The 26,817-nt window shown below is 44.5% G+C and carries 26 protein-coding genes and 1 other RNA gene; 15 read left to right on the top strand and 12 right to left on the bottom strand.

What is annotated here, in order from left to right; translation table 11 throughout:
- Positions 1 to 112: 112 nt before the first annotated feature.
- The 3 genes from nadK (at position 113) to bamE (ending at position 3,199) form a co-directional block, all read left to right on the top strand.
- Positions 113 to 991: an NAD(+) kinase gene (nadK, locus tag CYR32_RS11535; protein ID WP_101824543.1), complete on the top strand. Its 879-nt coding sequence runs from the start codon at positions 113 to 115 to the stop codon at positions 989 to 991.
- An 86-nt stretch (positions 992 to 1,077) separates the two neighbouring features.
- Positions 1,078 to 2,739, top strand: coding sequence for a DNA repair protein RecN (gene recN / locus CYR32_RS11530; RefSeq protein WP_165698232.1), 1,662 nt, complete (start codon positions 1,078 to 1,080; stop codon positions 2,737 to 2,739).
- Positions 2,740 to 2,851: 112 nt separating this feature from the next.
- Complete coding sequence (bamE, locus tag CYR32_RS11525) at positions 2,852 to 3,199, top strand: outer membrane protein assembly factor BamE (RefSeq protein WP_101824541.1); 348 nt, start codon at positions 2,852 to 2,854, stop codon at positions 3,197 to 3,199.
- 66 nt (positions 3,200 to 3,265) lie between these two features.
- Here the strand turns inward: bamE and CYR32_RS11520 are convergent, their stop codons facing one another.
- Both CYR32_RS11520 and CYR32_RS11515 read right to left on the bottom strand, forming a co-directional pair.
- Positions 3,266 to 3,550 (bottom strand): RnfH family protein, encoded by a 285-nt coding sequence (locus tag CYR32_RS11520; protein ID WP_101824540.1) that lies wholly within the window; start codon positions 3,548 to 3,550, stop codon positions 3,266 to 3,268.
- Positions 3,543 to 3,977, bottom strand: coding sequence for a type II toxin-antitoxin system RatA family toxin (locus CYR32_RS11515; protein WP_101824539.1), 435 nt, complete (start codon positions 3,975 to 3,977; stop codon positions 3,543 to 3,545). Before CYR32_RS11515 ends, CYR32_RS11520 begins: the two co-directional genes overlap by 8 nt.
- A 160-nt stretch (positions 3,978 to 4,137) precedes the next feature.
- Here CYR32_RS11515 and smpB point away from each other — a divergent pair, with 160 nt between their 5' ends.
- The 3 genes from smpB to CYR32_RS11500 all read left to right on the top strand — a co-directional run bounded on the left by smpB (position 4,138) and on the right by CYR32_RS11500 (position 6,478).
- On the top strand, positions 4,138 to 4,620 hold the full coding sequence (smpB, locus tag CYR32_RS11510; protein WP_101824538.1) for an SsrA-binding protein SmpB: 483 nt from the start codon (positions 4,138 to 4,140) through the stop codon (positions 4,618 to 4,620).
- Between the two features lie 49 nt (positions 4,621 to 4,669).
- Positions 4,670 to 5,033, top strand: a transfer-messenger RNA (tmRNA) gene (ssrA, locus tag CYR32_RS11505).
- Positions 5,034 to 5,236: 203 nt separating this feature from the next.
- On the top strand, positions 5,237 to 6,478 hold the full coding sequence (locus CYR32_RS11500; RefSeq protein WP_101824537.1) for an integrase: 1,242 nt from the start codon (positions 5,237 to 5,239) through the stop codon (positions 6,476 to 6,478).
- 301 nt (positions 6,479 to 6,779) lie between these two features.
- On the opposite strand, the gene CYR32_RS11495 is transcribed toward CYR32_RS11500, so the two are convergent.
- From CYR32_RS11495 to CYR32_RS11470, 6 genes are all read right to left on the bottom strand, one after another.
- Positions 6,780 to 7,712 carry a DUF4365 domain-containing protein gene (locus CYR32_RS11495; protein ID WP_042844865.1) on the bottom strand — a complete coding sequence of 311 codons (933 nt, stop codon included), beginning with the start codon at positions 7,710 to 7,712 and terminating at the stop codon, positions 6,780 to 6,782.
- Positions 7,713 to 7,951: 239 nt separating this feature from the next.
- Entirely contained in the window at positions 7,952 to 10,789 is a 2,838-nt protein-coding gene (locus CYR32_RS11490) for a tetratricopeptide repeat protein (protein ID WP_101824536.1), read from the bottom strand.
- A gap of 492 nt (positions 10,790 to 11,281) precedes the next feature.
- Positions 11,282 to 13,441 (bottom strand): DEAD/DEAH box helicase, encoded by a 2,160-nt coding sequence (locus CYR32_RS11485; RefSeq protein WP_101824535.1) that lies wholly within the window; start codon positions 13,439 to 13,441, stop codon positions 11,282 to 11,284.
- Entirely contained in the window at positions 13,438 to 14,886 is a 1,449-nt protein-coding gene (locus CYR32_RS11480; RefSeq protein WP_042844869.1) for a Hachiman antiphage defense system protein HamA, read from the bottom strand. Before CYR32_RS11480 ends, CYR32_RS11485 begins: the two co-directional genes overlap by 4 nt.
- On the bottom strand, positions 14,883 to 16,016 hold the full coding sequence (locus CYR32_RS11475; protein ID WP_101824534.1) for a ComEC/Rec2 family competence protein: 1,134 nt from the start codon (positions 16,014 to 16,016) through the stop codon (positions 14,883 to 14,885). The genes CYR32_RS11480 and CYR32_RS11475 overlap by 4 nt, the downstream gene beginning before the upstream one ends.
- A gap of 540 nt (positions 16,017 to 16,556) precedes the next feature.
- Positions 16,557 to 17,417 (bottom strand): hypothetical protein, encoded by an 861-nt coding sequence (locus CYR32_RS11470; protein ID WP_241523810.1) that lies wholly within the window; start codon positions 17,415 to 17,417, stop codon positions 16,557 to 16,559.
- Positions 17,418 to 17,545: 128 nt separating this feature from the next.
- On the opposite strand from CYR32_RS11470, the gene CYR32_RS11465 reads away from it, so the two are divergent.
- The 5 genes from CYR32_RS11465 (at position 17,546) to CYR32_RS21430 (ending at position 21,116) form a co-directional block, all read left to right on the top strand.
- Positions 17,546 to 17,785 carry a helix-turn-helix transcriptional regulator gene (locus CYR32_RS11465; protein WP_101824612.1) on the top strand — a complete coding sequence of 80 codons (240 nt, stop codon included), beginning with the start codon at positions 17,546 to 17,548 and terminating at the stop codon, positions 17,783 to 17,785.
- Between the two features lie 165 nt (positions 17,786 to 17,950).
- A complete protein-coding gene (locus tag CYR32_RS11460; protein ID WP_101824532.1) occupies positions 17,951 to 18,835 on the top strand; it encodes a GTPase family protein in 885 nt (294 codons plus the stop codon).
- A 237-nt stretch (positions 18,836 to 19,072) separates the two neighbouring features.
- Positions 19,073 to 19,789 (top strand): helix-turn-helix transcriptional regulator, encoded by a 717-nt coding sequence (locus tag CYR32_RS11455; RefSeq protein ID WP_101824531.1) that lies wholly within the window; start codon positions 19,073 to 19,075, stop codon positions 19,787 to 19,789.
- Positions 19,790 to 19,848: 59 nt separating this feature from the next.
- Positions 19,849 to 20,319 (top strand): hypothetical protein, encoded by a 471-nt coding sequence (locus CYR32_RS11450; protein ID WP_101824530.1) that lies wholly within the window; start codon positions 19,849 to 19,851, stop codon positions 20,317 to 20,319.
- Between the two features lie 77 nt (positions 20,320 to 20,396).
- The gene (locus CYR32_RS21430) at positions 20,397 to 21,116 is read left to right on the top strand and encodes a hypothetical protein (protein ID WP_146000694.1); all 720 of its coding nucleotides are present in this window, start codon (positions 20,397 to 20,399) and stop codon (positions 21,114 to 21,116) included.
- Between the two features lie 96 nt (positions 21,117 to 21,212).
- Here CYR32_RS21430 and CYR32_RS11440 read toward each other — a convergent pair whose 3' ends face one another.
- The 4 genes from CYR32_RS11440 to CYR32_RS11425 form a co-directional block, all read right to left on the bottom strand.
- On the bottom strand, positions 21,213 to 21,491 hold the full coding sequence (locus tag CYR32_RS11440) for a helix-turn-helix domain-containing protein (protein ID WP_101824528.1): 279 nt from the start codon (positions 21,489 to 21,491) through the stop codon (positions 21,213 to 21,215).
- 264 nt (positions 21,492 to 21,755) lie between these two features.
- Positions 21,756 to 22,532 (bottom strand): DUF3987 domain-containing protein, encoded by a 777-nt coding sequence (locus CYR32_RS22000; protein WP_146000693.1) that lies wholly within the window; start codon positions 22,530 to 22,532, stop codon positions 21,756 to 21,758.
- Positions 22,508 to 23,167 (bottom strand): DUF3987 domain-containing protein, encoded by a 660-nt coding sequence (locus CYR32_RS21995; RefSeq protein WP_101824526.1) that lies wholly within the window; start codon positions 23,165 to 23,167, stop codon positions 22,508 to 22,510. The genes CYR32_RS22000 and CYR32_RS21995 overlap by 25 nt, the downstream gene beginning before the upstream one ends.
- A 320-nt stretch (positions 23,168 to 23,487) precedes the next feature.
- Positions 23,488 to 24,159, bottom strand: a complete 672-nt coding sequence (locus CYR32_RS11425; protein WP_101824525.1) for an inovirus Gp2 family protein — start codon at positions 24,157 to 24,159, stop codon at positions 23,488 to 23,490.
- A gap of 404 nt (positions 24,160 to 24,563) precedes the next feature.
- On the opposite strand from CYR32_RS11425, the gene CYR32_RS11420 reads away from it, so the two are divergent.
- The 4 genes from CYR32_RS11420 to CYR32_RS11405 all read left to right on the top strand — a co-directional run bounded on the left by CYR32_RS11420 (position 24,564) and on the right by CYR32_RS11405 (position 26,625).
- Positions 24,564 to 25,382 carry a DUF932 domain-containing protein gene (locus CYR32_RS11420; RefSeq protein ID WP_101824524.1) on the top strand — a complete coding sequence of 273 codons (819 nt, stop codon included), beginning with the start codon at positions 24,564 to 24,566 and terminating at the stop codon, positions 25,380 to 25,382.
- 70 nt (positions 25,383 to 25,452) lie between these two features.
- Complete coding sequence (radC, locus tag CYR32_RS11415) at positions 25,453 to 25,923, top strand: RadC family protein (RefSeq protein ID WP_101824523.1); 471 nt, start codon at positions 25,453 to 25,455, stop codon at positions 25,921 to 25,923.
- A 12-nt stretch (positions 25,924 to 25,935) separates the two neighbouring features.
- A complete protein-coding gene (locus tag CYR32_RS11410) occupies positions 25,936 to 26,259 on the top strand; it encodes a type IV toxin-antitoxin system YeeU family antitoxin (RefSeq protein ID WP_101824522.1) in 324 nt (107 codons plus the stop codon).
- 36 nt (positions 26,260 to 26,295) lie between these two features.
- Positions 26,296 to 26,625 carry a TA system toxin CbtA family protein gene (locus tag CYR32_RS11405; RefSeq protein WP_101824521.1) on the top strand — a complete coding sequence of 110 codons (330 nt, stop codon included), beginning with the start codon at positions 26,296 to 26,298 and terminating at the stop codon, positions 26,623 to 26,625.
- Positions 26,626 to 26,817: the final 192 nt, after the last annotated feature.

The raw sequence follows: 26,817 nt of genomic DNA, 5'->3' as shown, positions 1-26,817 counted from the left end.
CGTTTTAGCATTACACTTGCTAGTTCGCTTATTATGGGGATCAAAACCCGGGTTTCAAGGGAACCGTTCACAATGTGTGGGACAAAACCCCATACTGAGGACCAGTGAGACAATGAGTACTAAATTTGAGCGTATCGGCATCGTCGGTCACCCGCGCCACCCTTCTGCCCTGGCCACGCATGAGATGCTGTACCACTGGCTTCGCGGCAAGGGGTATGACGTTATTCTTGAGCGCCAGGTGGCGCAGGAACTGAAACTGCCGCACGCCGCCACCGGTACGCTGGCAGAGATTGGCCAGCAGGCCGACCTGGCCGTGGTGGTCGGCGGTGACGGCAATATGCTCGGCGCGGCGCGCGTCCTGGCCCGTTATGACATCAAGGTCATTGGGGTAAACCGCGGGAACCTCGGTTTTCTCACCGATCTTGACCCGGATAACGCCCAGCAGCAACTGGCCGATGTGCTGGAGGGCCACTACCTCGATGAGCAGCGTTTCCTGCTGGAAGCGCAGGTCAGGCGCGGCAACGATCACTGCCGCATCGGTACCGCCATCAACGAAGTGGTGCTGCACCCCGGCAAAGTGGCGCACATGATCGAATTCGAGGTCTATATCGATGACCGCTTCGCCTTTTCGCAGCGTTCGGATGGCCTGATCATCTCCACGCCCACCGGCTCCACGGCCTACTCCCTCTCCGGCGGCGGCCCGATCCTGACCCCCACGCTGGACGCGATCGCCCTGGTGCCGATGTTCCCCCATACCCTTTCCGCCCGCCCGCTGGTGATCAACAGCAGCAGCACCATTCACCTGAAATTTTCGCAGATCGGCAGCGATCTCGAGATCAGCTGTGACAGCCAGATTGCGTTGCCGATCCAGGAGGGGGAAGAGGTGATGATCCGCCGCAGTGCCTTCCACCTGAATTTAATTCATCCTAAAGATTACAGCTATTTCAACACATTGAGCACCAAGCTCGGCTGGTCGAAAAAATTGTTCTGAAAAGCGCATTCCCCACTTTACTGGATATTATTCCAGATTATACTGTACGCAATTACAGATCTGTAGTTATGTACAGGAAGGTGGCTATGCTGGCTCAACTCACTATCAGTAATTTTGCAATTGTCCGTGAGCTGGACATTGATTTTCAGACAGGAATGACCGCGATTACCGGTGAAACCGGTGCGGGTAAGTCGATTGCAATTGACGCGCTGGGCCTCTGCCTGGGAAGCCGCGCGGATGGCAGCATGGTACGTAACGGTGCGGCACGCGCAGATTTGTGCGCCCGCTTTACCCTGGCCGATACCCCTTCCGCCCGTGACTGGCTGGCTGAAAATCAGCTGGATGAGGGCAATGAGTGCCTGTTGCGCCGTACCATTGGTGCGGATGGCCGCTCACGCGGCTTTATCAACGGCACACCGGTACCTCTCTCACAGCTTCGTGAACTGGGCCAGCATCTCATTCAGATCCACGGCCAGCACGCCCACCAGTTGCTGCTGCGCCCGGAACATCAGAAATCCTTGCTTGATGCCTACGCAGATGAGCCGCGGCTGATGGCCTCCATGCGCCAGGCCTATCAGGAGTGGCACCAGAGCTGCCGCGCCCTGGCCCAGCATCAACAGCTGATGAGCGAGCGTGAGTCGCGCCGCCAGCTGCTGCATTACCAGCTGAAAGAGCTGAACGAGTTCTCGCCGGTCATGGGCGAATATGAGCAAATTGACAGCGAATACAAACGCCTGGCCAACAGCGGGCAGTTGCTCTCCCTGAGTCAGCAGACGCTCTACCTGCTGGCGGATGGTGATGACCAGAACATTCTCAGCCAGCTCTACACGGCAAAAAACCAGCTGAGTGAGCTGGCTGAACTCGATGAAAAAATGGGCGAGCTGCTCTCCATGCTGGAAGAGGCCTCTATCCAGATCAGTGAAGCGAGTGATGAGCTGCGCCATTACAGCGAGCGCCTGGATCTTGACCCGAACCGCTTGTATGAACTGGAACAGCGCCTCTCCCGCCAGCTCTCGCTGGCGCGCAAACACCGCGTCTCCCCGGAGGAGCTGCCGCTGCTCTACCAACAGCTGCTGGATGAACAGCAGGCGCTGGAAGATCAGGAGAACGACCAGGCAGAGCTGAGCGAAGCGGTTACCCGCCATCACCGTAAAGCGGCAGAGATTGCCGGCCAGTTGAGCGAAAAACGCCGCGCCTATGCTGATGAACTCACCACCCTGATTACCCAGAGTATGCAGGCGCTCTCCATGCCGCACGGCAAATTCCTGATTAACATTACTTTTAATCCGGAACACCTGAGTGCTGAAGGAGCGGACCATATTGAGTTCCAGGTGACAACCAACCCCGGCCAGCCTCTGCAGGCCCTGGCGAAAGTGGCCTCCGGTGGTGAGCTCTCCCGTATCGCCCTGGCCATTCAGGTGATTACCGCCCGTAAGATGGATACCCCGGCCCTGATCTTCGATGAAGTGGACGTCGGCATCAGCGGCCCGACAGCGGCCATCGTCGGTAAGCTGCTGCGCCAGTTGGGTGAATCGGCACAGGTCATGTGTGTGACCCACCTGCCGCAGGTGGCGGGGTGTGGGCATCAGCACTACTTCGTCAGCAAACAGACCGATGGTGAAGCCACCGAAACCACGATGGTGCGGCTCGATAAACGCGCCCGTCTGCAAGAGCTGGCGCGCCTGCTGGGCGGCAGTGAAGTGACCCGTAACACGCTGGCGAATGCCAAAGAGTTACTGGCGGCATAGAAAAGTTAACTTTTTTGCTTTCCTGTGGTCATACAGGGGGTTCGTAAAGGTTCCCAACTGCCGAAAGGTTTATTATCATCGGCATCTTATGCCCTAAAGGAATGTGATTACTATGCGCTGTAAATTGCTGACTGCCGCCGCTGTGGTACTTGTTATGCTTACCGCAGGCTGTTCCACACTGGAAAAGGTGGTTTACCGGCCTGACATCAATCAGGGGAACTACTTGTCTCCCGCTGACGTAGCCAAGGTTCATACCGGCATGACCAAGCAGCAAGTGGCTTATGTTTTGGGTACGCCGATGCTGCAGGACCCGTTTGGAAACAACACCTGGTTCTATGTTTTCCGTCAGCAGCCAGGGCATGAAGATGTGTCACAACAGACGCTGACGCTGACCTTTGACAGCAGCGGTGTGCTGACCAATATGGATAATAAAGCGTCGCTGACAGGCCAGAAAGACTGAGCATGATTGCCGCATGTTACGGCAGCCGGTGAGTTGAAGACGATAAAAAAGGTGCCTTCCGGCACCTTATTTTTTTGCCCGTTCAGCCCGCTGGCGGCGAAGCTCTTTCGGGTCAGCAATCAACGGCCGGTAAATTTCGACCCGATCGCCTTCGTTGACTTTGTCCGCCAATTTGACCGGCCGGCTATAAATGCCGACTTTATTAACGGTCAAATCGATCTCGGGGCGTTGCTCAAGCAGGCCGGATGCGACAATGGCCTGCTCAACGCTGCTGCCCTCTTCCAGCTTGATACTGCGGAGATACTGGCGTTCCGGCAGGGCATACACCACCTCGACACGGATTTCAGGCACTGTAGACCTCTTTTGCACGTTGCGTAAATGCCTGAACCATACTGCCCGCCAACTCTTTAAAGACCCGGCCAAACGCCAGTTCAATCAACTTGTTGGTGAACTCAAAATCCAGGTTAAACTCGATTTTGCACGCTTCCGGGCTCAACGGGATAAAATGCCACCCGCCCATTAACTTGCGGAAGGGGCCGTCAACCAGCTGCATTTTGATGCTCTGATTGCTGGAGAGCAGATTGCGCGTGGTAAAGGTTTTGCTGATGCCCGCTTTTGCGACATCAACGGCCGCCATCATCTCGGTTGGCCCTTCGGCCAGCACCCGGCTGCCGGTGCAGCCTGGCAAAAATTCCGGATAGGAATTAACATCGTTTACCAACTGGTACATTTGCTCAGCGCTGAAGGGCACCAACGCAGAACGGCTGATCTGAGGCATATCATTTCCTGTGTGTCATAAAACGTACAGATAATAACATTTATCTGCCCTGTGACAAAAAACTGCTTATCCTTAAAGGCTAAGATGAGCATAAAAAGGCTAAGCGCTTCTGGCTCAAGGGATTTCATTCGCCACGCCATGCGGTATAATAACGACCACTATGACTAAGAAAAAAGCACATAAACCCGGTTCCGCGACCATTGCGATGAACAAGCGCGCCCGCCACGAATACTTCATTGAAGAAGAGATCGAGGCCGGTCTTGCGTTGCAAGGATGGGAAGTTAAATCGCTGCGTGCTGGTAAAGCCAACCTCAGTGACAGCTACGTCGTTTTCCGCGATGGCGAAGCGTTTCTGTTTGGTGCCACCATTACGCCGCTCAACGTTGCCTCGTCACATGTGGTGTGTGAACCTATGCGCACCCGTAAATTGCTGCTTAACCGCAAAGAGCTCAGCTCCCTGTTCGGCGCAGTCAACCGCGATGGCTATACCATCGTGGCCCTGTCGCTCTACTGGAAAAACGCCTGGACGAAAGTCAAAATTGGCGTGGCAAAAGGTAAAAAAGAGCATGATAAGCGTGAAGACACCCGCACACGCGAGTGGCAGGTAGACAAAGCGCGCATCATGAAAAATGCAAACCGTTAAGTGACTGGCGTTGCATGGTAAAGTTCTGGTATACTTACCGATAGTACTTGGGGCTGATTCTGGATTCGACGGGATTTGCGAAACCCAAGGTGCATGCCGAGGTGCGGTAGGCCTCGCTAAAAAACCGCAAAAAAATAGTCGCAAACGACGAAAACTACGCTTTAGCAGCTTAATAACCTGCTGAGAGCCCTCTCTCCCTAGCCTCCGCTCTTAGGACGGGGATCAAGAGAGGTCAAACCCAAAAGAGATCGCGTGGAGACCTAGCTTGGGGTTGAAGCGCTAAAACTAATCAAGCTAGTTTGTCAGTGGCGTGTCCTTCCGCAGCTGGCAGGCGAATGTAAAGACGGACTAAGCATGTAGTACCGACGGTGTAGTAATTTCGGACGGGGGTTCAAATCCCCCCAGCTCCACCAAAATTCTCCATCGGTGATTACCAGAGTCATCCGATGAAGTCCTAAGAGCCCGCACGGCGCAAGCCCTGCGGGCTTTTTTGTGCCTTGAATTTGTCCCGCGAAGTCCGAAGAGAACTAATTAAATCCGAACCTTTTAGGCCCATTGATAGGCCCAACGAAAAGTTCTATGGTTTTCGTTGGGCCTAAACGCATGGAGACTCCCCATGGCAAGAAAAACCAAGCCGTTAACTGATACGGAAATCAAAGCCGCCAAACCTAAAGATGCCGATTACCAGCTGTATGATGGTGACGGGCTTACTCTATTAATCAAGTCCAGCGGCAGTAAGCTATGGCAGTTCCGTTACTACCGACCTCTAACCAAACAGCGAACCAAACAGAGCTTCGGTGCCTACCCTGCCGTCTCGCTTTCTGATGCTCGTAAACTCAGAGCCGAATCTAAAGTTTTATTGGCGAAAGACATTGATCCTCTGGAACATCAGAAAGAACAGGTGAGAAATTCTCAAGAGGCCAAAACCAACACTTTCCTGTTAGTTGCCGAGCGTTGGTGGAATGTGAAGAAAGCCAGCGTAACCGAAGATTATGCCGACGATATCTGGCGCTCGCTTGAGAGAGATGTTTTCCCAGCAATCGGTGATATCAGTGTCACCGAGATTAAGGCTCATACTTTGGTTAAAGCAGTTCAGCCGGTTCAGGCAAGAGGTGCATTAGAGACTGTTCGCCGCCTTTGTCAGCGTATTAACGAAGTCATGATTTATGCGCAGAACACAGGCCTGATTGATGCAGTTCCCAGTGTAAATATCGGAAAAGCATTTGAGAAACCGCAAAAGAAAAACATGCCAAGCATCCGCCCGGATCAACTTCCGCAGCTAATGCAGACTATGCGTACGGCAAGTATCAGCTTGTCCACAAGATGCCTTTTCATGTGGCAACTTCTCACCATCACCCGCCCTGCCGAAGCCGCTGAGGCTCGATGGGATGAGATCGATTTCAATGCTAGCGAATGGAAAATTCCTGCAGCTCGAATGAAGATGAACCGGGACCATACGGTTCCACTATCCGATGAGGCTCTTTCTATTCTGGAAATGATGAAGTCACTCAGTGGTGGCCGAGAGTTTATCTTTCCCAGTCGCATCAAACCAACCCAGCCAATGAACAGCAAAACAGTTAATGCCGCACTTAAGCGTGCTGGCTTAGGGGGCGTACTCGTATCACACGGTTTACGTTCTATCGCTAGTACGGCACTCAATGAGGAAGGATTTCCGCCTGATGTCATCGAAGCAGCACTGGCTCATGTAGACAAAAATGAGGTACGTCGCGCTTATAACCGTAGTGATTATCTTGAGCAACGGCGACCGATGATGCAATGGTGGGCTGATTTGGTAAGCAAGGCCGACAGCGGAAGTAGTGTTGAAACCGGGAAGAGGGTGTTCAAACTCGTTGGCTAAGTTTCTAGTTGGACTGGTTTGATTGGCTAGTTTCCCTGTAAAAAATAGCTTTAGCTCTGACCGGTTTATTAGGTAGATTACAATCGAATCAGAGTGATCAGCTTTGACGCAAAAGGTCTCTTCGCTTTGCAAGTATAGCCCGAGCCTTCTCTTGACAAAATCGGTGTATCCTGTATTTTTAGCGCGCGCTCCCCGGCTCTCGCGCGCGATCATACCTACACGCGCTTCTCAGGTATGTGTTTGATCTTAAAGGCATTTATGTCTGCAAGTAGGACAGGATTGTGAAGAGGGGGGACGCGCCCTAATTCTTCGTTGTTTTCCTATAAATGCTTTCCAGCCTAAGCTCTTGAAAGACTTTCTGCCTAATCAAAGCTCTTTCCTTCCAGTTGTCTTCATAGATGATTTGCTCATCTAGTCTTACATATACTACGCAGTTGCCTTTATCTGAGAAATGCATGTTTCTATACACCGCCAGCACTTTTCTGTTTACTAAGATCTTGTTTCCATTCCGCACTGTTGTTCCAGGCAGAGTTTGGATCTGGTGCGGAGTTTTTCCGAGTATTTGTTTGGCAAATGGCAAGACTGTCAAGCTATCTCGAATATGCGATTGGGCTCGTGTTATTCTTGTTAGATGTCGCCATGCATAATTGCTGATAGATATCGTTCCAAGGCAGCTAGATACAATTCCTCGGATTTTAGAAAATTTAGGGCGAGACCATTCTCGTACTTGAGCAGTAGTTGTGAATACTGGAACGGTAAACCTTCCCATTCCACTTATAGGTTCGCGCTGTTTATGAATAAGTCGCTCGATTTCAAATCTGGATGCTGGGGTCAGAATGTGATTTTCGGATACTGATAAGGTCTCAATTGGCGTTTTTTTGTCGATGAGCTTCCAGTAAATCTTTGTTTCTGGATCAAGGCGTACCCAAATTAAAATTACGGGTTGATTGGTAGCTTTCCACTTTCTCAAGTGATCTTTATCAATATTCTGTAAGCGCCATCGATTTTTTGTCGGCGTCCACCGCCCGAAGCTTGTTCCGGTTTTAACTTGAACTGCTACTTGTGCGTGGGTTGGGCTGGGAAAATTGACTGGATACTTCAACTGAAGATCAAGGGCCCCTATTCCTTCTCCACGCATGGTCTCACGTAGAGCCTCTCCATTGAAAACCAGAGATAGGACACTTGCAGCCAAGTTCTCACCAGCATTGCCTTGGTCGAATTCAAAGATGTTCATCAAATTTCCGTGTAATTATCATGCTGAACTTATCAGCAATTTTGAATATAGCGACAGTAGAATCTAATCGACTGTCTAACGCAATATTAGGGTCAAATCAGGGACGATAGGAATTAACTACTGTGTTAGGACAGCATACACATGACAGTTTTCTGCTTTTAGCTACAAGCAGTAAACGACCAAGTGCATCCGTTCAAGAATGATCCAATAAAATCCTAAATTTCCGGTTAATGGGGGCTTTATCGCCGCTTCAACTCTTCCAACCTCCCCGCCAATGCATTCTTATACTTTCCTGCCTGGCACGCTTCCAGCGCGGCCTCCGTTTGCGCGATTGCAGCTTCTGTTGCGCCCAATGCTTCGTGGCATTTACTAAGCAAATCATGATAACTAGCGATGCGCTCAAGCCCTTTCCTATCGTCTCTGGCAAGCACAAGAGCACGTTCAGCGCTGTTCAATCCATCCTCCAGTTTACCAACACCTAATTCTGCCTCAGCCTTGCGATACAATAGCCAATGGTCCCTGTTGAGGACTTCAAGAGGGATCTTCAAGATTGTATCTAACGCCTCAGCCGACATCCCGGCGAAAAGGAACATTTTGGCAATTGCGCGTGCGTCATAGCTTCTGACTCCAGATTTACTTCCCAGTGCCGTGGCAAATGCAACCCCCGCCGCCGTGATTCTGTCGCGCAAATCAGTCTTTCCTGCATTGCCTGCTGCTACTGCAGTATTACCAAGCGACTCGCACGCACTGACCCATTGGCCCTTATCAACCAATTCAGGTGGCATGGAGAGAATCTCTGGGAATCCCTCAGCCAGTGCGACGCAAATCTCCGGATGCTGATAGGCAAAAATGGAGGTGAAGGAAAGATAGGCCTCATAAAATTGGTCAAGTCCCTCTAAAGCCGACAGAGCAATCACATCGGCAAGAGCCTGCACCTGCTCAATATTGCTCACCGCCTCGTTGGCAACCTTCCTGTAGGAGCGAAGTCGCGCGACGGACGCTAATGAGACTCGTAATGGAACATCCCACGGAGCTGTGATAACTCGATCGACAAGAGTTTGCATTGCATGTGCTCCAGCCATTTTAATTGATTCATCGGCACCGTTATGTGTCCCCATATGCGCAATCTGCAGATAAGTTGCATGCCACTCGGGACGAATCTCAAGAAGCTTTTGAAAACAGCTCAGAGCCTCATCAAATCTGCCGCATCGGCGCAATGCCTTACCCGTATGGTGCAAAAGCTCGAGATTCACTTCAGATGTTGGATCTCCTTGTTGAGCCTTGCCATATTCTTCTGCCAAAACACTGAAGTACTTGAGTCGCTCGTCATGATCCAGTGAATAGGCAAATGCCTCTTGCGCGTCGATGACACAAAGCAGCTCTTGCAATGGCGCTCCGCTGTGAATACTTCGGCGATGAAGCTCCTGATCTTGTACTAAAGTACGTCCGCTATCCAGTTGCAACAAAGCGTAAGTCAACCAATCTGGCTGCTGGATCTGACGTCGCTTATAGCTCTCCGTAAGCTGAGATGCACATAAGTGAATCTGTCTAATCACACTAGGGATCATCTCCCCCGAGTGCTTTTCAACATACTGCGAGACGGCGGAAGCTATGGATTCGGCATCTAGTTTGTCACGAACCGCTTGGCAGATGAGATCGTGCACTGACAGAAGTCCTGGTGCGACTGCCGGTTTCAGTATCGACAGACGTTGCAGATGAGATTTCACGGCGTGTCCCAGGAAATGCCCGAGAAACTTGGAGTCATTCGAGAATGATCCAGAGTTTGCAATCTTTTGCAGACCAATGAGATATCTTGAATCCAATCTCTGCAAGATATTGCCCATAATTGCTGCGCCATTACTATCTGAAATGACCTGTGGTTCGGCGAGTATTTCTTCATAGACTTCTTCGCGCGGTACGTTTTCAGCTTCAACTAACTTACGAACAGTTGCGAGAATAAGGGGAGAGAATCTACAAGCCTCGATAAATTTTGCTGCAATTACACTTAGCTTATTACTGTCCTCGCCCAAAATAGCGGCAGCTACCTCCGTCGAGACTGTAGGCATATGAAGCACTGATTTGCTCGCAGGGTTGAGCTGTGAAGTTACTATTACATGACCGCCTCGCTCGAACCCCTTGGAGAGATCATCGAGAGAGTTTTCAACTAACTCACGCTCAAGGCTGTCGATAACAAGTAACGTCTTATAGTTATTGAAGATGCCCGCCACATTGACAGCCACGCCACCTCTAACACGTTGAACTGAACTTAGCGAGGAGTCCGGCTTCCAGTCCCCCCCAGAAATCCATAAGTAGTTTTCGTAACGCGTACCTTCCTGATGGAGGTAGTCGATAGTCGCCTGCGTCTTACCAGAGCCGCTGATGCCGGTTAGCAGACAAACACGGTTCCCCTGACCGAAGTGGTCCCGTATTGCGACCACCATAGCAGCATCGGAGACGTGATTTTCACATGATGCAGGAGCCCTGCCATAATAGGCATAGTTGTCAAGGTCTTGGGAAAAACCAGGGAAAAAACTGGTATAGAAAGCAGCCGCGGTCTGATTCTGCGTGGAGAACTCGAAGATTAACCTTGCCAACTCGCGCGCATCAAGAATGTTAAGCCGCTCTCTATGTTCCTGAGCGATCGCCGTGCTATTGAATTTCGCGCGAAAAGATTCTGGCTCCTCTTGGCTGCATATCAGATAGATTTTTTGGGGCAACTTACCTGCTGAATGATCAAGGACATGCTGAATATCGTTCTCGATCTTAGCGTAAGTCGTAACGGGGGCTTCGGGGATAGCGCCCTCTGTATCTTGCCCGGCTGACGCTTTGCTAACCTTGCCATGAAAGTACTCTTTCTCTGCGCTGTATTCACCGGCGATCATGAAATCTTGCGAAAAGGTGTCGATGGTGTATCCAACAGGCCGATATTCTTTATTAATCCCGTGATGGATTAGGCGATTTTCCTCGAGCAATTCAATGAGACTATGTCCAACGATCTCGAGAGAAGAAGCATCTAGCTCGACGACTTCGCCGATTAGGTTACCAATGATTCTTTTTTTAATAAGGTCGGACTGCATATGCTCTCTCTCTCTCGCTCGCTCAAGTTAGGATCAGCCAACTAAACGCTGATAAGCTGGGTACGACGGGTGGAGGGGTGGCTTCACGATAATCACCACTCACCCGCATGGTAGCTATTGCTTGTAATTATTGGAAGTCCAGACTGTAAAGATTATCTGGCCGATACCCTCATGAGCGTCCGCTTTAGATTCGCCTAGTGTGAGAATGCATGCGCCGATTTATAATCTACGTTACTACGTAAAATGTTGACCTGTTCCTCGTTGATTAATACACCGCGATGTTGGTAATGTCTTCATACAGCTATGAATATTCACTTAATTAAAAAGTGCTTAACGAGGAACTACTAATTTTTTATCCATAACCTCCGTTTAAACATTGGCGGCAAAATGGTAAAGCAAAGATAATCTACTAACTTACATCTAAATAACTTGCTGCAAAGATAAAAACCAAAGCATGACAGCAATTACTGCCATGCTTATTTTACAAACAACCTACATGTAAGACAGAGCTTTTCTTATAAAACCAATCTCAAAATCAGTTAAGTATGTATAAGAGTCTTTATCTTTTAAAATCAGAGCATTAATAACTGAGTCGATATCATCGGCATTATCAAAGTGATTGTTGTTGATTATTTTTTTTGCGATTTGATTTGGCACACCGAACTCCTCAAGAGAGTTAACTGCTGCAGGGTAATAAAAATTCTCTAATGTAGATGCAAAAGGTTTGTAATCCCCATATGTATACCCAAACCTCTTGAATATTACCTCCTGAATATCACTAACAGCGTAAATTATTATAGGCAAATTATAATTAACAAGACTTTTCTTAAAATTGAATACAGATTGCACAGCATCATCTATGGTATAGGTTTTATCCCTTCCTCCCCAGAAATTAAAATCCTCGAGAATCAGTGTTTTATCGTCCACTTTATTTATAACATCACAAAGTTTTTTATGAAGCTGTGAAGCACTTCTAACTGTACCTCCTCCCATCGAAGACACATTAAAGTTATCAAATAATATGTTTGAGAGATGCAGCAATTCATTAGATGTAGGATAAATGCTATCCCAGCGCATCAATGGATTCCACGCATTACATTTTTCGATTAATTTTTCCGCAAAACTTATAAGTTTGTTTGGATCAATACCTTGGTGTTTAAGTAATATTTGCATAGGGAGCACATCTTGCTCATAAAACTTTCTCACTCTATTTTTATTCTCATCATTAACATCTTGACCTAAATGTAGTAGTAATGACTCTGACGCATTTTCACTCTGAGTTACAACAGGAATATCTATATATGGAAGTTCAATTTGTGGTTTTTCACCAAAAATAAAAACATTCCCAACATAATGCTCAAACATCCGTCCAGAACGACCAGATATGTTATTGAACGTAAACATATCCAACTTGGTTCTTCTGGTGATACAATCATCGTAGATAATAATATTTTTGGCATTAGTGTTTACACCTTCTATTAAAGTCGATGTGCAAATTAGAATGTTTATTTTTGATTCATTAAACAAATCCACAATTAATGAACCTACAGCCCTTGGGAGCTGTGCATGATGGTAGGCAATCCCATGCCGTAAGCCGTCAATCAATGACCACTTATCATGGAAATTTACAGAAAGCCAACTAGCAAGATCATTATTTGCATTATCAGGAGAAAGTATATTAGCCGCAAGCAATCGGCACATTAGCGAACTAACTCTTTTGGGTGATTTACAATAAATGACTGTTTGTTCATTCCTACCGACATTTGATAAAATATCTTTTAGGATTTCATCTCTTTCAACATCAACCTTTGCATCAGCACCAGTGGTTTTTAGCTTATGGTAAAACTCATTAGTTGCTACTGTGGTATACGAATCAAACCTTAGAAAAATACATCTTAATTCCTGCTCGATTCCTGAAAAAAGACCATTTATTCGTGGTCCTAGCATGTAAAATCTCTTGCACTTTGAATATAGCTCCTTAAATGCTAGATTGAGTCGATCACAACGCTCGTCATTTTTACTTGATGGTGCAAGCTTGTAAAATTCGTCGATAATAAAGAAGTCGACTGAGCTTATGCTATATTCTAAAACTCTTTCTTGTGTAAGAATAAAAACATTTCGCTCACTCGGTTGTTGTGACACTTGAGTGATGATCTTGTAATTATCTTTATACTTATAGAGTTTTTTCTTTAACTCATCTATCAAAGCAATTGTTGGAACAACTATTACTACATTGTTGAATTCGTTGCTAGCAATCAAAGCTTCAATAATGAGGCTTTTACCAAAACTTGTTGGCGCACTCAATATTACATTTTCACCAGTCATGATTCTGTGAAAAACTTCAGCTTGGCGAATGTGGAAAACCTTTGTTTCATCCTGCGGAGTAGTGAATATAGCCTTCCTAAATTCATCTTTCGATGTACTATTATTATCAATGTAAGGGAAAAGTCCTAATTCACCGAGGATATGGTCCAAAATGAAACCATTGGTCATTTCACTTTTACGTTCCATGGCCCTAATAACAATATCCTGAACTAATGACTCATTAACATGTCCGTTGAATTCGTTTACTAAAGATAATAAAAAATCATCCCATTGTGAAAACATTGGATTATTCAATTTAGTCTTAGCTTCTTGGTACCACTGGCTCATGAGTTTAGTTCCTTCTGCAAAGCACTATTAACTTCATTAATATCCGAAACTGGGAAATAAAAAACCCGAAGATCAATTAAGTTAATGATACTTCCCTCTGTATCTTTTTGTAATAGTTCTCTGCAACTAGCAACCTTTTCATTGAACAGGAGTAAGAAATCATCTTTGTTATAATTTTTAATTAACTCACTATCATGCATTATGAATACTGGAATTATTATTTTATCGAATCTTTCTTCTAATTCCAAATTAGAATCTGCTAGTCGTTTTAATTTTTCTCTATGAGGCCATGAATCATCTATTTCCGACGTGAGCATAATCAATCTGTTTTTTATCGACTTAACATCCAATATATATTTAATACTTTCAATTGCAGACAGAGTTGCTTCCTCAATACTTTGAGTAACCGCGGACGCGCCAATCCAAAGTTCAATCCCATCAAAATTAAGCACGGCATGAGTACATGAGAAAGTTTTATTGTTCACATCGAAGACTTTATTCATTATTGGGATTGTCGAGTAAGACTCTCGGATCGCTATATGTAAACAAAGGTCACCTAAAGCATTTAAATCATCAACAGGATAATGAGATCTAGCATATTTGAATAGACTCCTATCACTTCCATTAAAATTGGTTTTTTCTTTATGTGACAAAGAATAATCTATGATCCAATCATATACAGATTCAGTGAACTCGCTTATATTCCATTGTTTCATTGTAAAACCTATATCAATCCCTTTGATATTTGGATGATCCGCATTGCAATTGATACAATACTTAAATGGTGAGGAAGGGTAATCAGGTGATTTGTATTCAACTCCATCTTGTACTGTTATCTTTACATCGTATTTTTTCACTATATCTTGCATACCAGCATCAATAAGAAAATCTTTTACAGATAATGCATATAGTGTATTTCCCCCTTGTTGAACTAGCAAAATCCCTATGCAATATTGCTCATGCATTATCGGTGAACCGGACATACCACTGTATTTAGTAACTGTATTAGATTGGGAAACTTCAAAACTATATTCACGACTACTCATATGTGAAAATGTGTTTGTTACTTTAACCCTGATAGGTGCATGGTAATGCTCTTTCTCTACAGGATAGCCGCAAGATTTAACATCACTATCCAGATTAACAGCGGTTGAATAAAGCGGTATTGCGGTATTTATCGTCCCTTCAGGTACAGTTAATATAGCCATATCTAAACTTTCATTGCTATAAATGCATTCAGCATCAATCCCTTGTCCAAGAGAAAATAAATCACTTGAGAGAAATATTTTTATTGATGAAGCGCCATTTACAACATGATTCGCCGTTAACAACAGATCGTTTGCTATAGAAAAGCATGTCCCTCGCATTGTTGAATTATTGGGTAACAAGGCATTGAGTATATATATACATTCAAGATTAAACTCTTCTAATATTCTATTTGTCATAGTTCCACCTCACAAGAACTCATTAAAAGCTTTATCATTGGATAGTTTTTTTCAATGTCAGCGACGAACCAGTCTGGTATTACATCAAGAGCATAATTAAAATATATCTCGATTTCTTTATTACTATTAACAAAAGCAATTCTTGCTAAAGTTTCTAGGTCTGGGTGTCCATGCGAATTACCATTGGTGCTAATGAAGTATTTCGGGCTATTTATTCGCCTTAGAAGCTCTAGACTCGTATTATTTTTGCTTCCATGGTGAGAGATCTTGACAATATCAACATTTAAAATCTTCTCACTTTGTAGCTCTAACCAATCAGTAACAACAGTCGCATTACAATCCCCTAAATAAAGAATTCTTTTTCCATCAAACTCAATTAAGAATGAAAAACTACTCCTATTCGTTGGTGAAGTATCATCCTCAAATTTCGTATTTGCTAGCGCTTCTATAGAGCATTGGTTGATAGAGGAAACTCTATGATTATCATTCAATTCCCCTCTTAATCCTCCGATGTATTTTTCGAAAGCATCATAATAATCTTTACTAATGACGCGAGGCTTTATCCTTCGCTCTGATAATTTGCATTGCCAAAACTGTTGAAGTTCGTAAAGAGAATCTTGGATTGGACTAATCAGAGTAAATTTAACAGAACCAATTTCGAAAAACTCGCATACACCCCGATAAACAGCACCACCAGAGACAACCGGATTACACTCGATGCCTTTACTGGATAATATATAAGAAAGTGATGATCCTTCAGAATATCCAATTAGCTCTTTATCTTCAATAGCAGAACACTCTTCAGAGAGAGCACGTAGTTTCATCTCAACATTACGCTCTGCTTGAGAAAACTCATTCAGTTTACCAAACAGCTGCTCAGCACCATTGAAATATACCTGGCCGATAGTTGGGCAATCTGGATGGTCAAGCAATTTTATTATTCCATTGATATGATCATTATCAATATGTGTAACGATAATTGAATCAATTTTTGCTACATGTCCAATAATGCACTCTTTCCAGTCATTGAAAGACTGCGCGGTTCCTCCATCGATCAAGATAAACTCACAATCTGTCTGTATAAAAATACAGTCCCCGTTGCCAGCTTTAAGCATTCTGATTTTGAGCATCGCCTACACTCTTCTTGAAGAAAAATCTACCATACACTACGGTTCTATAAATGTATGATACTTCATTAGCTTACTTCAATCTATGTAGCGAGAGAGCATTGGTAGATGTTACGATACGCGGTTATTACACGATGAATTCTGACGTAAAAACATCAGGACGAGTATCAATATCTGCAGCTCTGTGGCTACTTACCTGAGGTACACTCATACAGAAATTGTGCTGTTGCGAGCCAGCACCAGGCGAGGAACAATGCCCAAGAAATGAATTTCAGATTAGAATCGTCGTCTGATACTATAAAGCGATCGAGATGGAAAAACATTAGTTCACTGAAACTACAAGACAACTATGTCTCATGTAGTATGAGACTTTGGTCAAAATGCTTTCCTTGAACAACATCACGTAAGCGAGGATTCCTGATAACTTGCGTATTATCTGAGGATGGGGTCTCTAAGGCAGCCTTGCCACAACCTGATTAACTCAATAAAATCCTGTGATACCTCACAGGAAGCTAAAACATTCAAACTTAATTAGTTTGAAACTCATTTTCTCTTGAACATAAATTCTTCAAGCATCTCTTTAAATTCACAACTAAACCATTTAACGAGCCTTCCGCGGATAGTCTCCTCTCTATTACCAGTATCATATTCCCATCTAGCTGGATTAACTTTTTTATCTTCTTCACAAAGGTAAGGTATTAGATTTTCATAAACTTGACGTTTAGTTCTCCAGCCTTCGCGAGGGGTAATATCTCTAAGAATAGTAACAAGGAGCTCTTTCATATATTCCAGATCTGTCAGTTTATTTTTCCCACCAATGCTTGAATTGTTTTTTTTGCATGCTCGGTCAAAAGAGATCATAAGTCGATGATAATCTGATGATGCTCTATCCTCACTTCGTGTCATATAGTTATCAATATAATAAAAGGCATCGAGCAATAAACTGCAACTCCCTTTTTTATCACCTGATTCAAATTGGAATTGAGCCCAGTAAAAATCCTCATAAGCCATAGAGAGAGATAAATGTTCACAATTCTCAACATATAGACTCGCAAGCCCAGTCAATTTCCCACCAACTATCCTCTTACGATTTTCCGCCCGAACTTCCGCATAGGTTTTCTTATAAAGAAAAGGCCTCTCAACCATTATCCCACCAACATTTATAAATTCTTTGGAATAACGAATGTTATCACTATTATCCATATCCAAAATCGGTTGCCCGTTTTTTTGTGCTATTTCAATAGTCTTAAAGTCTTCAATTTTATCGCGAGCACTTTGCCTGTAAGTACGCAGAATGTTTTGGTTACTTTCTTTTTTATCTGATTCAAGTTTTCGTTCTAGCTCAGAAGATTTGTCCTCAATAGCAGCACAGACTTGCAGATAGAAATCATCAAAAAAATCCACACCCACATCCCTCATGAAAAGTAAACCCCTAAAGTGATTTTATTTTAATGTTACTTCCAGTGTATGACAGCCCCAGCGTGGTTGGCAATATGGCCCCACCCGAACAAACGTATACTAAGGAAGCCAAGATGTTACAAAACCACCTCTCCTCCCATACATCCAGTTACGCAAACATTCCTGATTCACCGAGGATCTTGAGGCTAAAAGAAGTCATGAAAAAAATGGGAATTTCACGCTCAACCATATACGACTGGCTTAATCCAAAATCGCCACGCTACGATGAAACATTTCCAAAACAACGACAACTGGGAAGACAATCCGTTGGCTGGCTGGAGTCAGAACTGAACGAATGGGTAATGCGACGTTAGATATCATTTCACCGTATCAGTGAACCGGGGCAATTCCCCCGGTTTGCTCCACAAAATCACATTCCTCCCCCGCAATTCGAATGCAAAAAAAAACAGACCTGTACTACCGCAGTGAATACCTGACAGCGATGTTGCTGTATCGATTTTTTTCATTGCGGAGGCTACATGTCTGATTTCACAGAACGGGGCATTAATGTCCTGAAGCAACATTTATCCATTCTTCCCGGGCATATAACCAGTATGGTGCTGGAACATATACGCCAGAGCATTCATTACGAACCGGTGATTGGCATCATGGGGAAATCAGGGGTCGGAAAATCCTCGCTTTGCAATGCCCTTTTTGAACATCCTCTCAGCCCGGTCAGTCATGCGGAAGGCTGCACACGTAAACCTTTGCACTTTAACCTGAATGCAGGGGGACGCTGCCTGACGCTGGTCGATCTGCCGGGCGCAGGTGAATCGCTGAAGCATGATGAGATATATCGTCAGATGTATCAGGAACAGTTACCGAAGCTGGATCTCATCCTCTGGGTGATGAAAGCCGATGACCGGGCCTGTACCACAGACGAAGAGTTCCACCGTTTTCTACTGGATTGTGGCGTATCGACAGACAGCATTGTTTTCGTTATCAACCAGGCTGATAAAGCTGAGCCATCGCAGGAATGGGATCGTGAAAAAGGCTCTCCTTCTGCAGAGCAACTGATGACGCTCACAGCTAGAAGTGCTGCCGTTTCACGCCAGTTCTTTACCCCTTACCCGGTGCATGCTGTCTCAGCTAAAACCGGTTACAACATGTCTCGCATGGTAGAAACCATAATTTTTGCCCTGCCACCAGAGGCGACCAGTGGTGTGTTTCGCCAGATCAAAGAAGAACACCGCACCAAAGAATCGGAGACGAAGGCACGAAAGGATTTTGCGGATTTACTGGGAGAATTATTGAGCAGGATTCTGGAGGCCATTCCACTCCCGAGCGTGATACGCAACGGGCTGGGAGTACTCAGAGAAGGGCTGGAGAATGCAGCTACCGCAATATGGCACTGGTTTTTTTAATACACCTGCCCACTGAGTTACGCCACCGGAGAATTATGAATTTCAGCGACAGGATATGTCGCGCCCTGCTTCAGTTTTGTCTTTGAAAGAAATAGTTATTGTTAATCAGCATATTACTGAATTATTTGTCTTCACGTTTTTTCTCAATTCCTCCCGTTATAGCGACATATCCTGACGTGCTCATGATTCATAATAACATCATTGAAAACAGTAAGTTATCCATGGATATTTTTTCTGATGAACAATACATCGACTCGTTATGACCGGTTTGCCATCAGGCTGACACAGATTATCAGCCGGTTACTATCAGGAGAGTCTCTTGACCTTAAAATCCTGGCAGAAGAGTTTGGAGTATCTGAACGAACGCTACAGCGAGATTTCCACCAGCGACTACTCCACCTTAATATCGTCAGTGAGAATGGACGCTGGCGACTTGACGGGAAACGCTTTACAGACAGTTCGTTAGATGTTCTGGCGTTTATGCGCAACACCGGTATTACTCAATTATTTCCCTCGCCTGACCGCAGGTTGATGCATTACCTCACCGGTGAAACATCCTATTCCCCTTGCCTAATCTGGCCTTCGTCGCATTCTGACTCGGTTGTGTCATCAGAATGCTTTCAGCGGCTGATACAGGCGGTCTGTCAGCAAAACCGTATCCATTTGCTGACTGGCGGTGATTCTCACGCAGTCTTTGAACCTTACCGCCTTGTCCACATGGAAGGTAATTGGTATTTAGTTGCCTGTCAGACCGAAATAATCAGGGTTATACCAGTGGCCAGCATCATCCAGGTGAAGTTAACCACAGAGAGTTTTGTACGCAGGGATGACATCTGCCATCTTACCGCGGATGAGCGATTCATCGCATCCATACCTCATTTCCCTTATATCCATGATGTAATGAATTCGGCTAATCATCGTTCATATAAAAAATATTACTCATCAAATAAATAGTATTCAAAGAGGAGCTGCCGCATCAATCAACAATACCCCCCACTTAATCAGCAGGTTATATGAATATTGTAAAAACGAAAGCATCTTTATTTCTGCTCATGTTGTTGAACTGTTCTTCGCAGGCTAGTCAGGAACACTGGCATCTAAAATGCACACTTGTTACGGGTGAGGTTATGACCCTGAGTCACAAAAAAGACACCGCATATATTAATTTCAAATCACAGGATAAAATTTCAGATAAAGGTAGCACAGTTATCAAACTGGATACAAATTCAGGTGAAGTGCAGCAGTCCATCACAGTAAATGATGTTACTGGCAGCAGAGTCTTTGTATTGCGGGCAACGGGAGAAGCTATAGAAGGCGCTATGGCTATCACTTATGAAGAGTACAAAGGCAAACCTGACGCACGTGTCAGTGTCATGAACCCTATGGGTAAAGAAATTAAAAGTCACGCCTGTCTGACCAATAAGATCAATGCCAGGAGCAATTTACTTTATACAGGCATCGAACATATACCCTTCATTCATTAAAACCAGCTTAAACCGCCTTATCAGGCCTGATTTAGTTAAGGCCACGTAATTTACCAAAACTTCAACAGGAATCACTTATGTCTAAACGAAAAGTACTGACTGGATTGTTTATCAGCTGCCCAATATTTATTCTTGCTGGCTGTGATAATGTATCCGCTTCAGACAATCAGGAAATTATAAAATCACAGGTATTATCAAATATCGATTCAACCAGAACCCTGGGGGCCGCGTTAGAGCATCGTCAGCGATGTGAATCGTTTAAATGGGAAGATGGAGCCGATGAGCATGGACTTCAAACCATTACTTATACATGTGATATGTCGGCATCTGCGACTAATGATATCTGGAAAAGGGAAATGACTCGGTTTGCTAATGGCTACGCTAGTTTGATTGAAAGCGCAAAGCGCTCTATAGATCAATACAATGAGACCTGTGTCGCCAATGGAAGTGATCCGTATTGCTTTAAGAAAGAACCGGACAATTCAAAATTGAAAGAAGGTTTCAGCGCTGCAAAAAAATTGGCAGAAAATGAAATCATCAAAGTTAAGCAAGTTATTATCTGGAGCGTTTTGCCTGGTACAGAACACCCCGTCCAACTGCACTCAGCAAAATATTACTTTGATTTTAATAATGACTCCCAGAGCTGGGCCAGCCAACAAGGAGATAACCTTCTAAAAGATATTTACAACAACAATGAGAACAATAACCCCATTATAGGTTTAATCAGCTACGAAGCAGCTAAAGTTAACTGTTCATACAGAGAAATTGCAGCCGCATGTAATTATTTAAAATGGTAACTATGAATAAACAAAGCTTTAGTGAAAAGCAACGAACCTAAATTCAATAATGACAAAATTATTAACATTAAAATACAGACTGCTAATGATTTTGTCTTATTTATGCATAAACCAGACACGATTTGAAAAATTATTTAAACCCTTTACTGGACGAGATAATTCAACGTGATTTTCATCCGACGTAAACTCCAATAACTCACTGACATCACATTTAAAATAATGACAGAGAATGCTTAGCACTGGCAGCTCAATCCGGGTGGCGTTATCTCTCCAGAGCGCTGTGACAGTGCTACGGGGAAGACCGGTATCGCGTACCACATCGGCAACTTTTAATCTGCGTTCACCCATCAGTCTGTTCAGGTGGCACCTAATCATCAATCACTCCTGTCATACAGAAAATCAAAATGTCATTCAGTAAAGCATTTTACTTCACAGAAAATAAAAAGCGTCAGCACGAAACTGACAGTCGACAGGCCTGGGTTAGAATGTTAACCGCAAGGTTTACACTGTAGTCGTCTGTTTTTTCCTATACGGATACAAAGTGTGCTTTTCATGCAGGAAAATTTTCAGGCAATACCCCCCTGCGATTTCTGCTCTTTGGAGCAGGAAAAGCAGAGGAGTAGTTATGCATATCTTACATTAGCGATTGATATCAATAATTTGACTGACAGTACCGTTACCGTTTTTGTACTTTTTTATATATATCCTACCAATATCCTCAAGATATTTTAACGCTTTGTTATAGCGGACTACATCACGCAGCTGGTAGGGCGCATAACGCCTTATCTCTGACTTTGCAACTGAGTTAGCTCCTGAGAAAGGGCCTGTCATTAACCACTCCCAGAGTCTTTTAGCGTCCTCCTCATCGGAACTCAGGCTGGCAGTCAAAATATTGACGGCTTGTTGGTAATAATATTCCATAATCATAAAAATATAGTTTAGTGTTGCTACATCAATCTCATCACCCTTAAATTCATAAAAAAAGTGCATCAATGTTGCCAGCCTTACAGCATTCTCAGGAAGCTTTGATAAAACTCCCGGCAGTGCTTCATGCCCTCCTTTCTCTGTTAATATTCTTTGCTCAATTTCATTCTGATATTGAGCAAAGCGATGTTCCGCTTCCACAGAAAAGCGCAGAACACTGGGAGTAGTTCCGGCAAGCGTTTGTTCAAGTAATTCCTCGACTCGTTTGTTAAATTTATCCAGAACGCGGGCATCTATCTGGACATCAGGTTGATGAGTTCTTATACCCTGCGTTGATGTAGTTACAGACCACAGACAGCGGGCAAAAAAACCATTCCCCTGGACACGAGCACCATGCTTTTTCCTGAATAAAATCAACTCATTTTTCTGCGTGACAATAAGCGTCATTAGCCGTGCATCATCAATGTTCAGTCGATGCCCTTTACGCTCCACATCACCCCCCCACCATCCCAGAGTTGATTAAAAAGCGGCGTATTACCCATCGCCCGCCCATTAAAAATCACACCGCCTTCATCGGAACTTAAACCTAACGTACCTATGCTTTCAACAAGTCCCTGGATGATAGCCTCAGGTGTCGCATCACTGAATAAAATCTTTGGTCTCCTTGGAGGCTTAGGTTTATTAATGTAATGCTTTCTCAATTTATCCTGCTCAGAAACACTATCACCTCCTTTCTCGATATTTTTCCTAATCTGGCGGGAAATAGTTTTGTTAATGACAGCCCATGACTGCAAATCAGCTTCATAGACTTTTAATTTCTCCTCATAATTCTTAAGTTGCTTTTTCTGAAAGTCTTGTATCGGTTTCTGCAGGAGATTGCACACTGCCGTTTTCCTCTCCCCTGATTCAGCCAGTACAATGCTGTAAAGAGACACAGGGCTTCTTCTTCCATCACTGTGTTCAAACATAACCCTACCCTGAGCGCCGAGTGACATTACCGACAACTGTACTCCTGCGATCAACTCTTTCGGTGCATGCGTTTTGGCTTGTATGGACTGTATTACTTCCTCGAAACGTATTGGGAATGTAAGGTTAAAGAAATTTGTATTAAGTGGGTTCGTGTTCATTTTTGTCTCCTGTGAATCCTTTGGATGAAGAGCAGGAGAGCAACTTAAACGTTAAAACTTATGCTGTGAAGCTACCTCAGAGTAATTAGATTGCATCGGACTGAATTAGTATAAAACATCCATCTGCAGCATCAGAGAAATTGAAAACAATTAAACTCCGCAACTCTCAATAATCATTTAACAATACTTTACGTTCATAACCGAAAGATCCTAACATAATAACAGCTGATATTCATAAGACAAATGCTGGCAAAATAATTGATTTTCTAAATAAATTAAAAAACGTATCACTAACCTTCGTAATGATTCACCGTGACTATTCACTTAATACTACAGCCAAAATTTCGTTCTCCATCTGTAAAACATTTACTTTTCTCTTTAGCAAGATAACTTGAGCGAAATATCAATTCTCTGTAAGCCTTACTTTGCTTACCGTCTTTAGCATTTATGTAATAGCATGGGTTATCAGGCATCTTTACTAACTCTCTGTTTTTCGGATAAATAAAATTAACAGCACTCATCCATGCTTCACGAATAAGCCGAAGCAATGTTCCGTTATTACCCTCATACGAACCAAGGCTATTAAAAGCATCCCGGTTAAGCATAAGCAAAACGTGATAGTGTTTTTTATTATTCGTAGGACAGAACTCCCTGGCCCACACAATGCGAGATGAAGTATCACGTACCCGCTTACCTGCCTTTTTCTGTTTGAGTTCATAGTGCTTTATCTTCGCATTGAGTGAAGCATTGAACCGTGAGATTGCAGCGGCATCTGTTCTGGCATAATCATCTGCAAGGAGCATATCGCAGAGCGGCCTGCGTACGGGCATATGAAGCTCCACCCTTACCGCCAGCACCCTCGGGTATTCATCCAGTGTTTTATCAATCGTCTGCTCTATCCGTTTTAGCTGATATTTATTTAGAGGCCCATGGGATTTGATATATTTATATTGAATAGTTTTTGGAACCAAGTCTTTTATATTACAATACATAATCTACTCCACCACTGATTACATCATTTAAATCTTAAATTTACATTACTAACATACAGTAACTACGTCATGATATTTACTTAGAATGAGTCCTGTTATAACTAACCTGTTATCACTTAACAATAACTCTCACATGATCCCTACATAGACAAACGCCATTAGCTATCTACAAATCGTAAAAATGAAAATAAAAGAAAAAATCTATTATTTTTGACAAACTTAAACTCCAGCACATTAAATTTTGGTCTGGAGTTATCACATATAATAGATAATAAAAACCCAGATAGAACTTTAATCACATCTATATCACCCAACCGAATGCAACATTATTTTATCATTAAAAAAATCTAACTCTTGCTCCATCATGAACAAGGGATTTATTTTTATTAATAAGGAGTTATTCCATGCGATTAGCAAGCCGATTTGGTGCGGTCAATCTCGTTCGCCGTGATCGTCCATTAACCCGAGATGAACTAGCGCACTATGTCCCGAGTGTGTTCAGCGAAGAAAAACATGAATCTCGTAGTGAGCGGTACACCTACATCCCGACCATTACCCTGCTTGATAACCTGCAGCGTGAAGGCTTTCAGCCATTCTTTGCCTGCCAGACTCGTGTGCGCGACCAAAGCAAGCGAGAGCACACGAAACACATGCTGCGCCTGCGCCGTGAAGGGCAAATAACCGGTAAGCAGGTGCCGGAAATCATTCTGCTTAACAGCCATGACGGCTCCAGCTCATACCAGATGTTGCCGGGGCTATTTCGTGCAGTCTGCCAGAACGGGCTGATTTGCGGTGAGAGCTTTGGTGAGGTACGTGTGCCGCATAAAGGCAACGTGGTGGAGAAAGTCATTGAAGGGGCTTACGAAGTGCTGGGGATATTTGACCGGGTGGAGGAGAAGCGCGATGCCATGCAGTCGCTTTTGTTACCGCCACCAGCACAGCAGGCGATGGCGAAAGCGGCATTAACCTATCGCTTTGGTGAAGAGCATCAGCCGGTGACGGAATCGCAGATCCTTTCCCCGCGCCGCTGGCAGGATGAGAGCAATGACCTGTGGACGACTTACCAGCGCATTCAGGAGAACTTGATAAAAGGCGGGTTGTCGGGACGAACGACTAAAGGCAAACGTGCACATACCCGTGCTGTAAAAGGTATCGATGGTGATGTGAAACTCAATCGCGCCCTGTGGGTGATGGCCGAGAATATGCTGCAGCTTGTCTCATGAACCTTTTTATTATCCCTTCCCTCAGGCCTTGCCAATAAACCGGCGAGGCTTTTTGTTTTAAGGAACAAATATGTCTGTATTTAATTTATCCCCGGTATTTCCTGCAAACGAGCAACGCGTCATTCGTCGGGCATTACGCCTACTGGAGAAATATCAGCGTCAACCGAGTGAGCCATTTACCTCCACCAGCTTCACTAAGACCTGGCTGCAATTACAGATGGCTCATCAGGAGCGTGAAGTTTTTATCGTGATGTATCTCGACAATCAGCACTGCTTACTGGGATGCGAAACTCTATTTACCGGCACACTCAGCCATACCGAAGTTCATCCCCGCGAAGTAGTTAAATTGGCTCTGAAGCACAATGCCGCTGCGGTAATTCTGGCGCATAACCATCCATCAGGTACGACAGAAATCAGTCAGCAGGATAAACACATCACCCAGCGAATAGTGAAGGCGTTAGCACTGGTAGAAGTGCGAGTGCTGGATCATTTGGTTATTGGGAATGAAGTGGTTTCTTTTGCTGAGCAGGGTTTGCTTTAAACGGAGGTTTTCATGCCATTCACACCACCCCATGAATGGGGGCTACAAAGTGATATCACCCCTCGATTTGGCGCAAGATTAGTTCAGGAAGGCAACCGGCTGCATTACCTGGCTGACAGGGCTGGTTTGACGGGAAGCTTTAGCCCAGAGCAGCTACAGAGCCTGGAACAGGCTTTCCCACTGTTTATAGAGCAGTTAGAAAATATGTTGCGTTCCGGTGAACTAAATCCACAGCAGCAACATCAGGTGACCATTCAACTTGCGAGTTTAACCTGCATAGCTGATACCTGTGGTAGCTGCGGCTACGTTTACATTTCTATCTATCCAACTCAGTAACACCTTCTCTCTTCTTCTTTTCTCAGGATTCTATCCATGCACATTTCAACTGTACCGGCTAAGGTGCCGGTTTCGTCACGTCTGTCGCCCGTAATGGTGTGGCAGCAGCTTTTAACGTATCTGCTGGAGCACCATTACGGCCTGACACTTAATGACACGCCATTCCACGACGACGCGACTATTGAGGAACATATTGACGCGGGAATAACGCTTGCCGATGCGGTGAATTTTCTGGTGGAAAAGTACGAACTGGTTCGTATCGACCAGAAGGGATTTTCGTGGCAAGAACAAACCCCGTATATTTCCGTAGTGGATATTCTGCGAGCAAGGCGATCTACCGGCTTGCTAAAAGCTAACGTGAAATAAACGGTTAAATACAGAGCAGACTAAAGGAAAGCAAAATGCTAATCTCACAGACGAAGAGACTCCTGCTGTAACCTCCCCTGCCTGCAAAATACCTGACATTTTCTTTTAGGACCAACAATGGGACCAAATTGAAAATTGAATTGAAGGTTAAAACTTATCAAACAACAAGTTACACAACCAATTCAGACTCCG

The sequence above is a fragment of the Chimaeribacter coloradensis genome (assembly GCF_002858715.1).
Classification (GTDB): Bacteria; Pseudomonadota; Gammaproteobacteria; order Enterobacterales; family Enterobacteriaceae; genus Chimaeribacter; species Chimaeribacter coloradensis.
The sequence above is the reverse complement of the archived record's forward strand: the minus strand, read 5'-3'. Positions and strand labels throughout refer to the sequence as shown.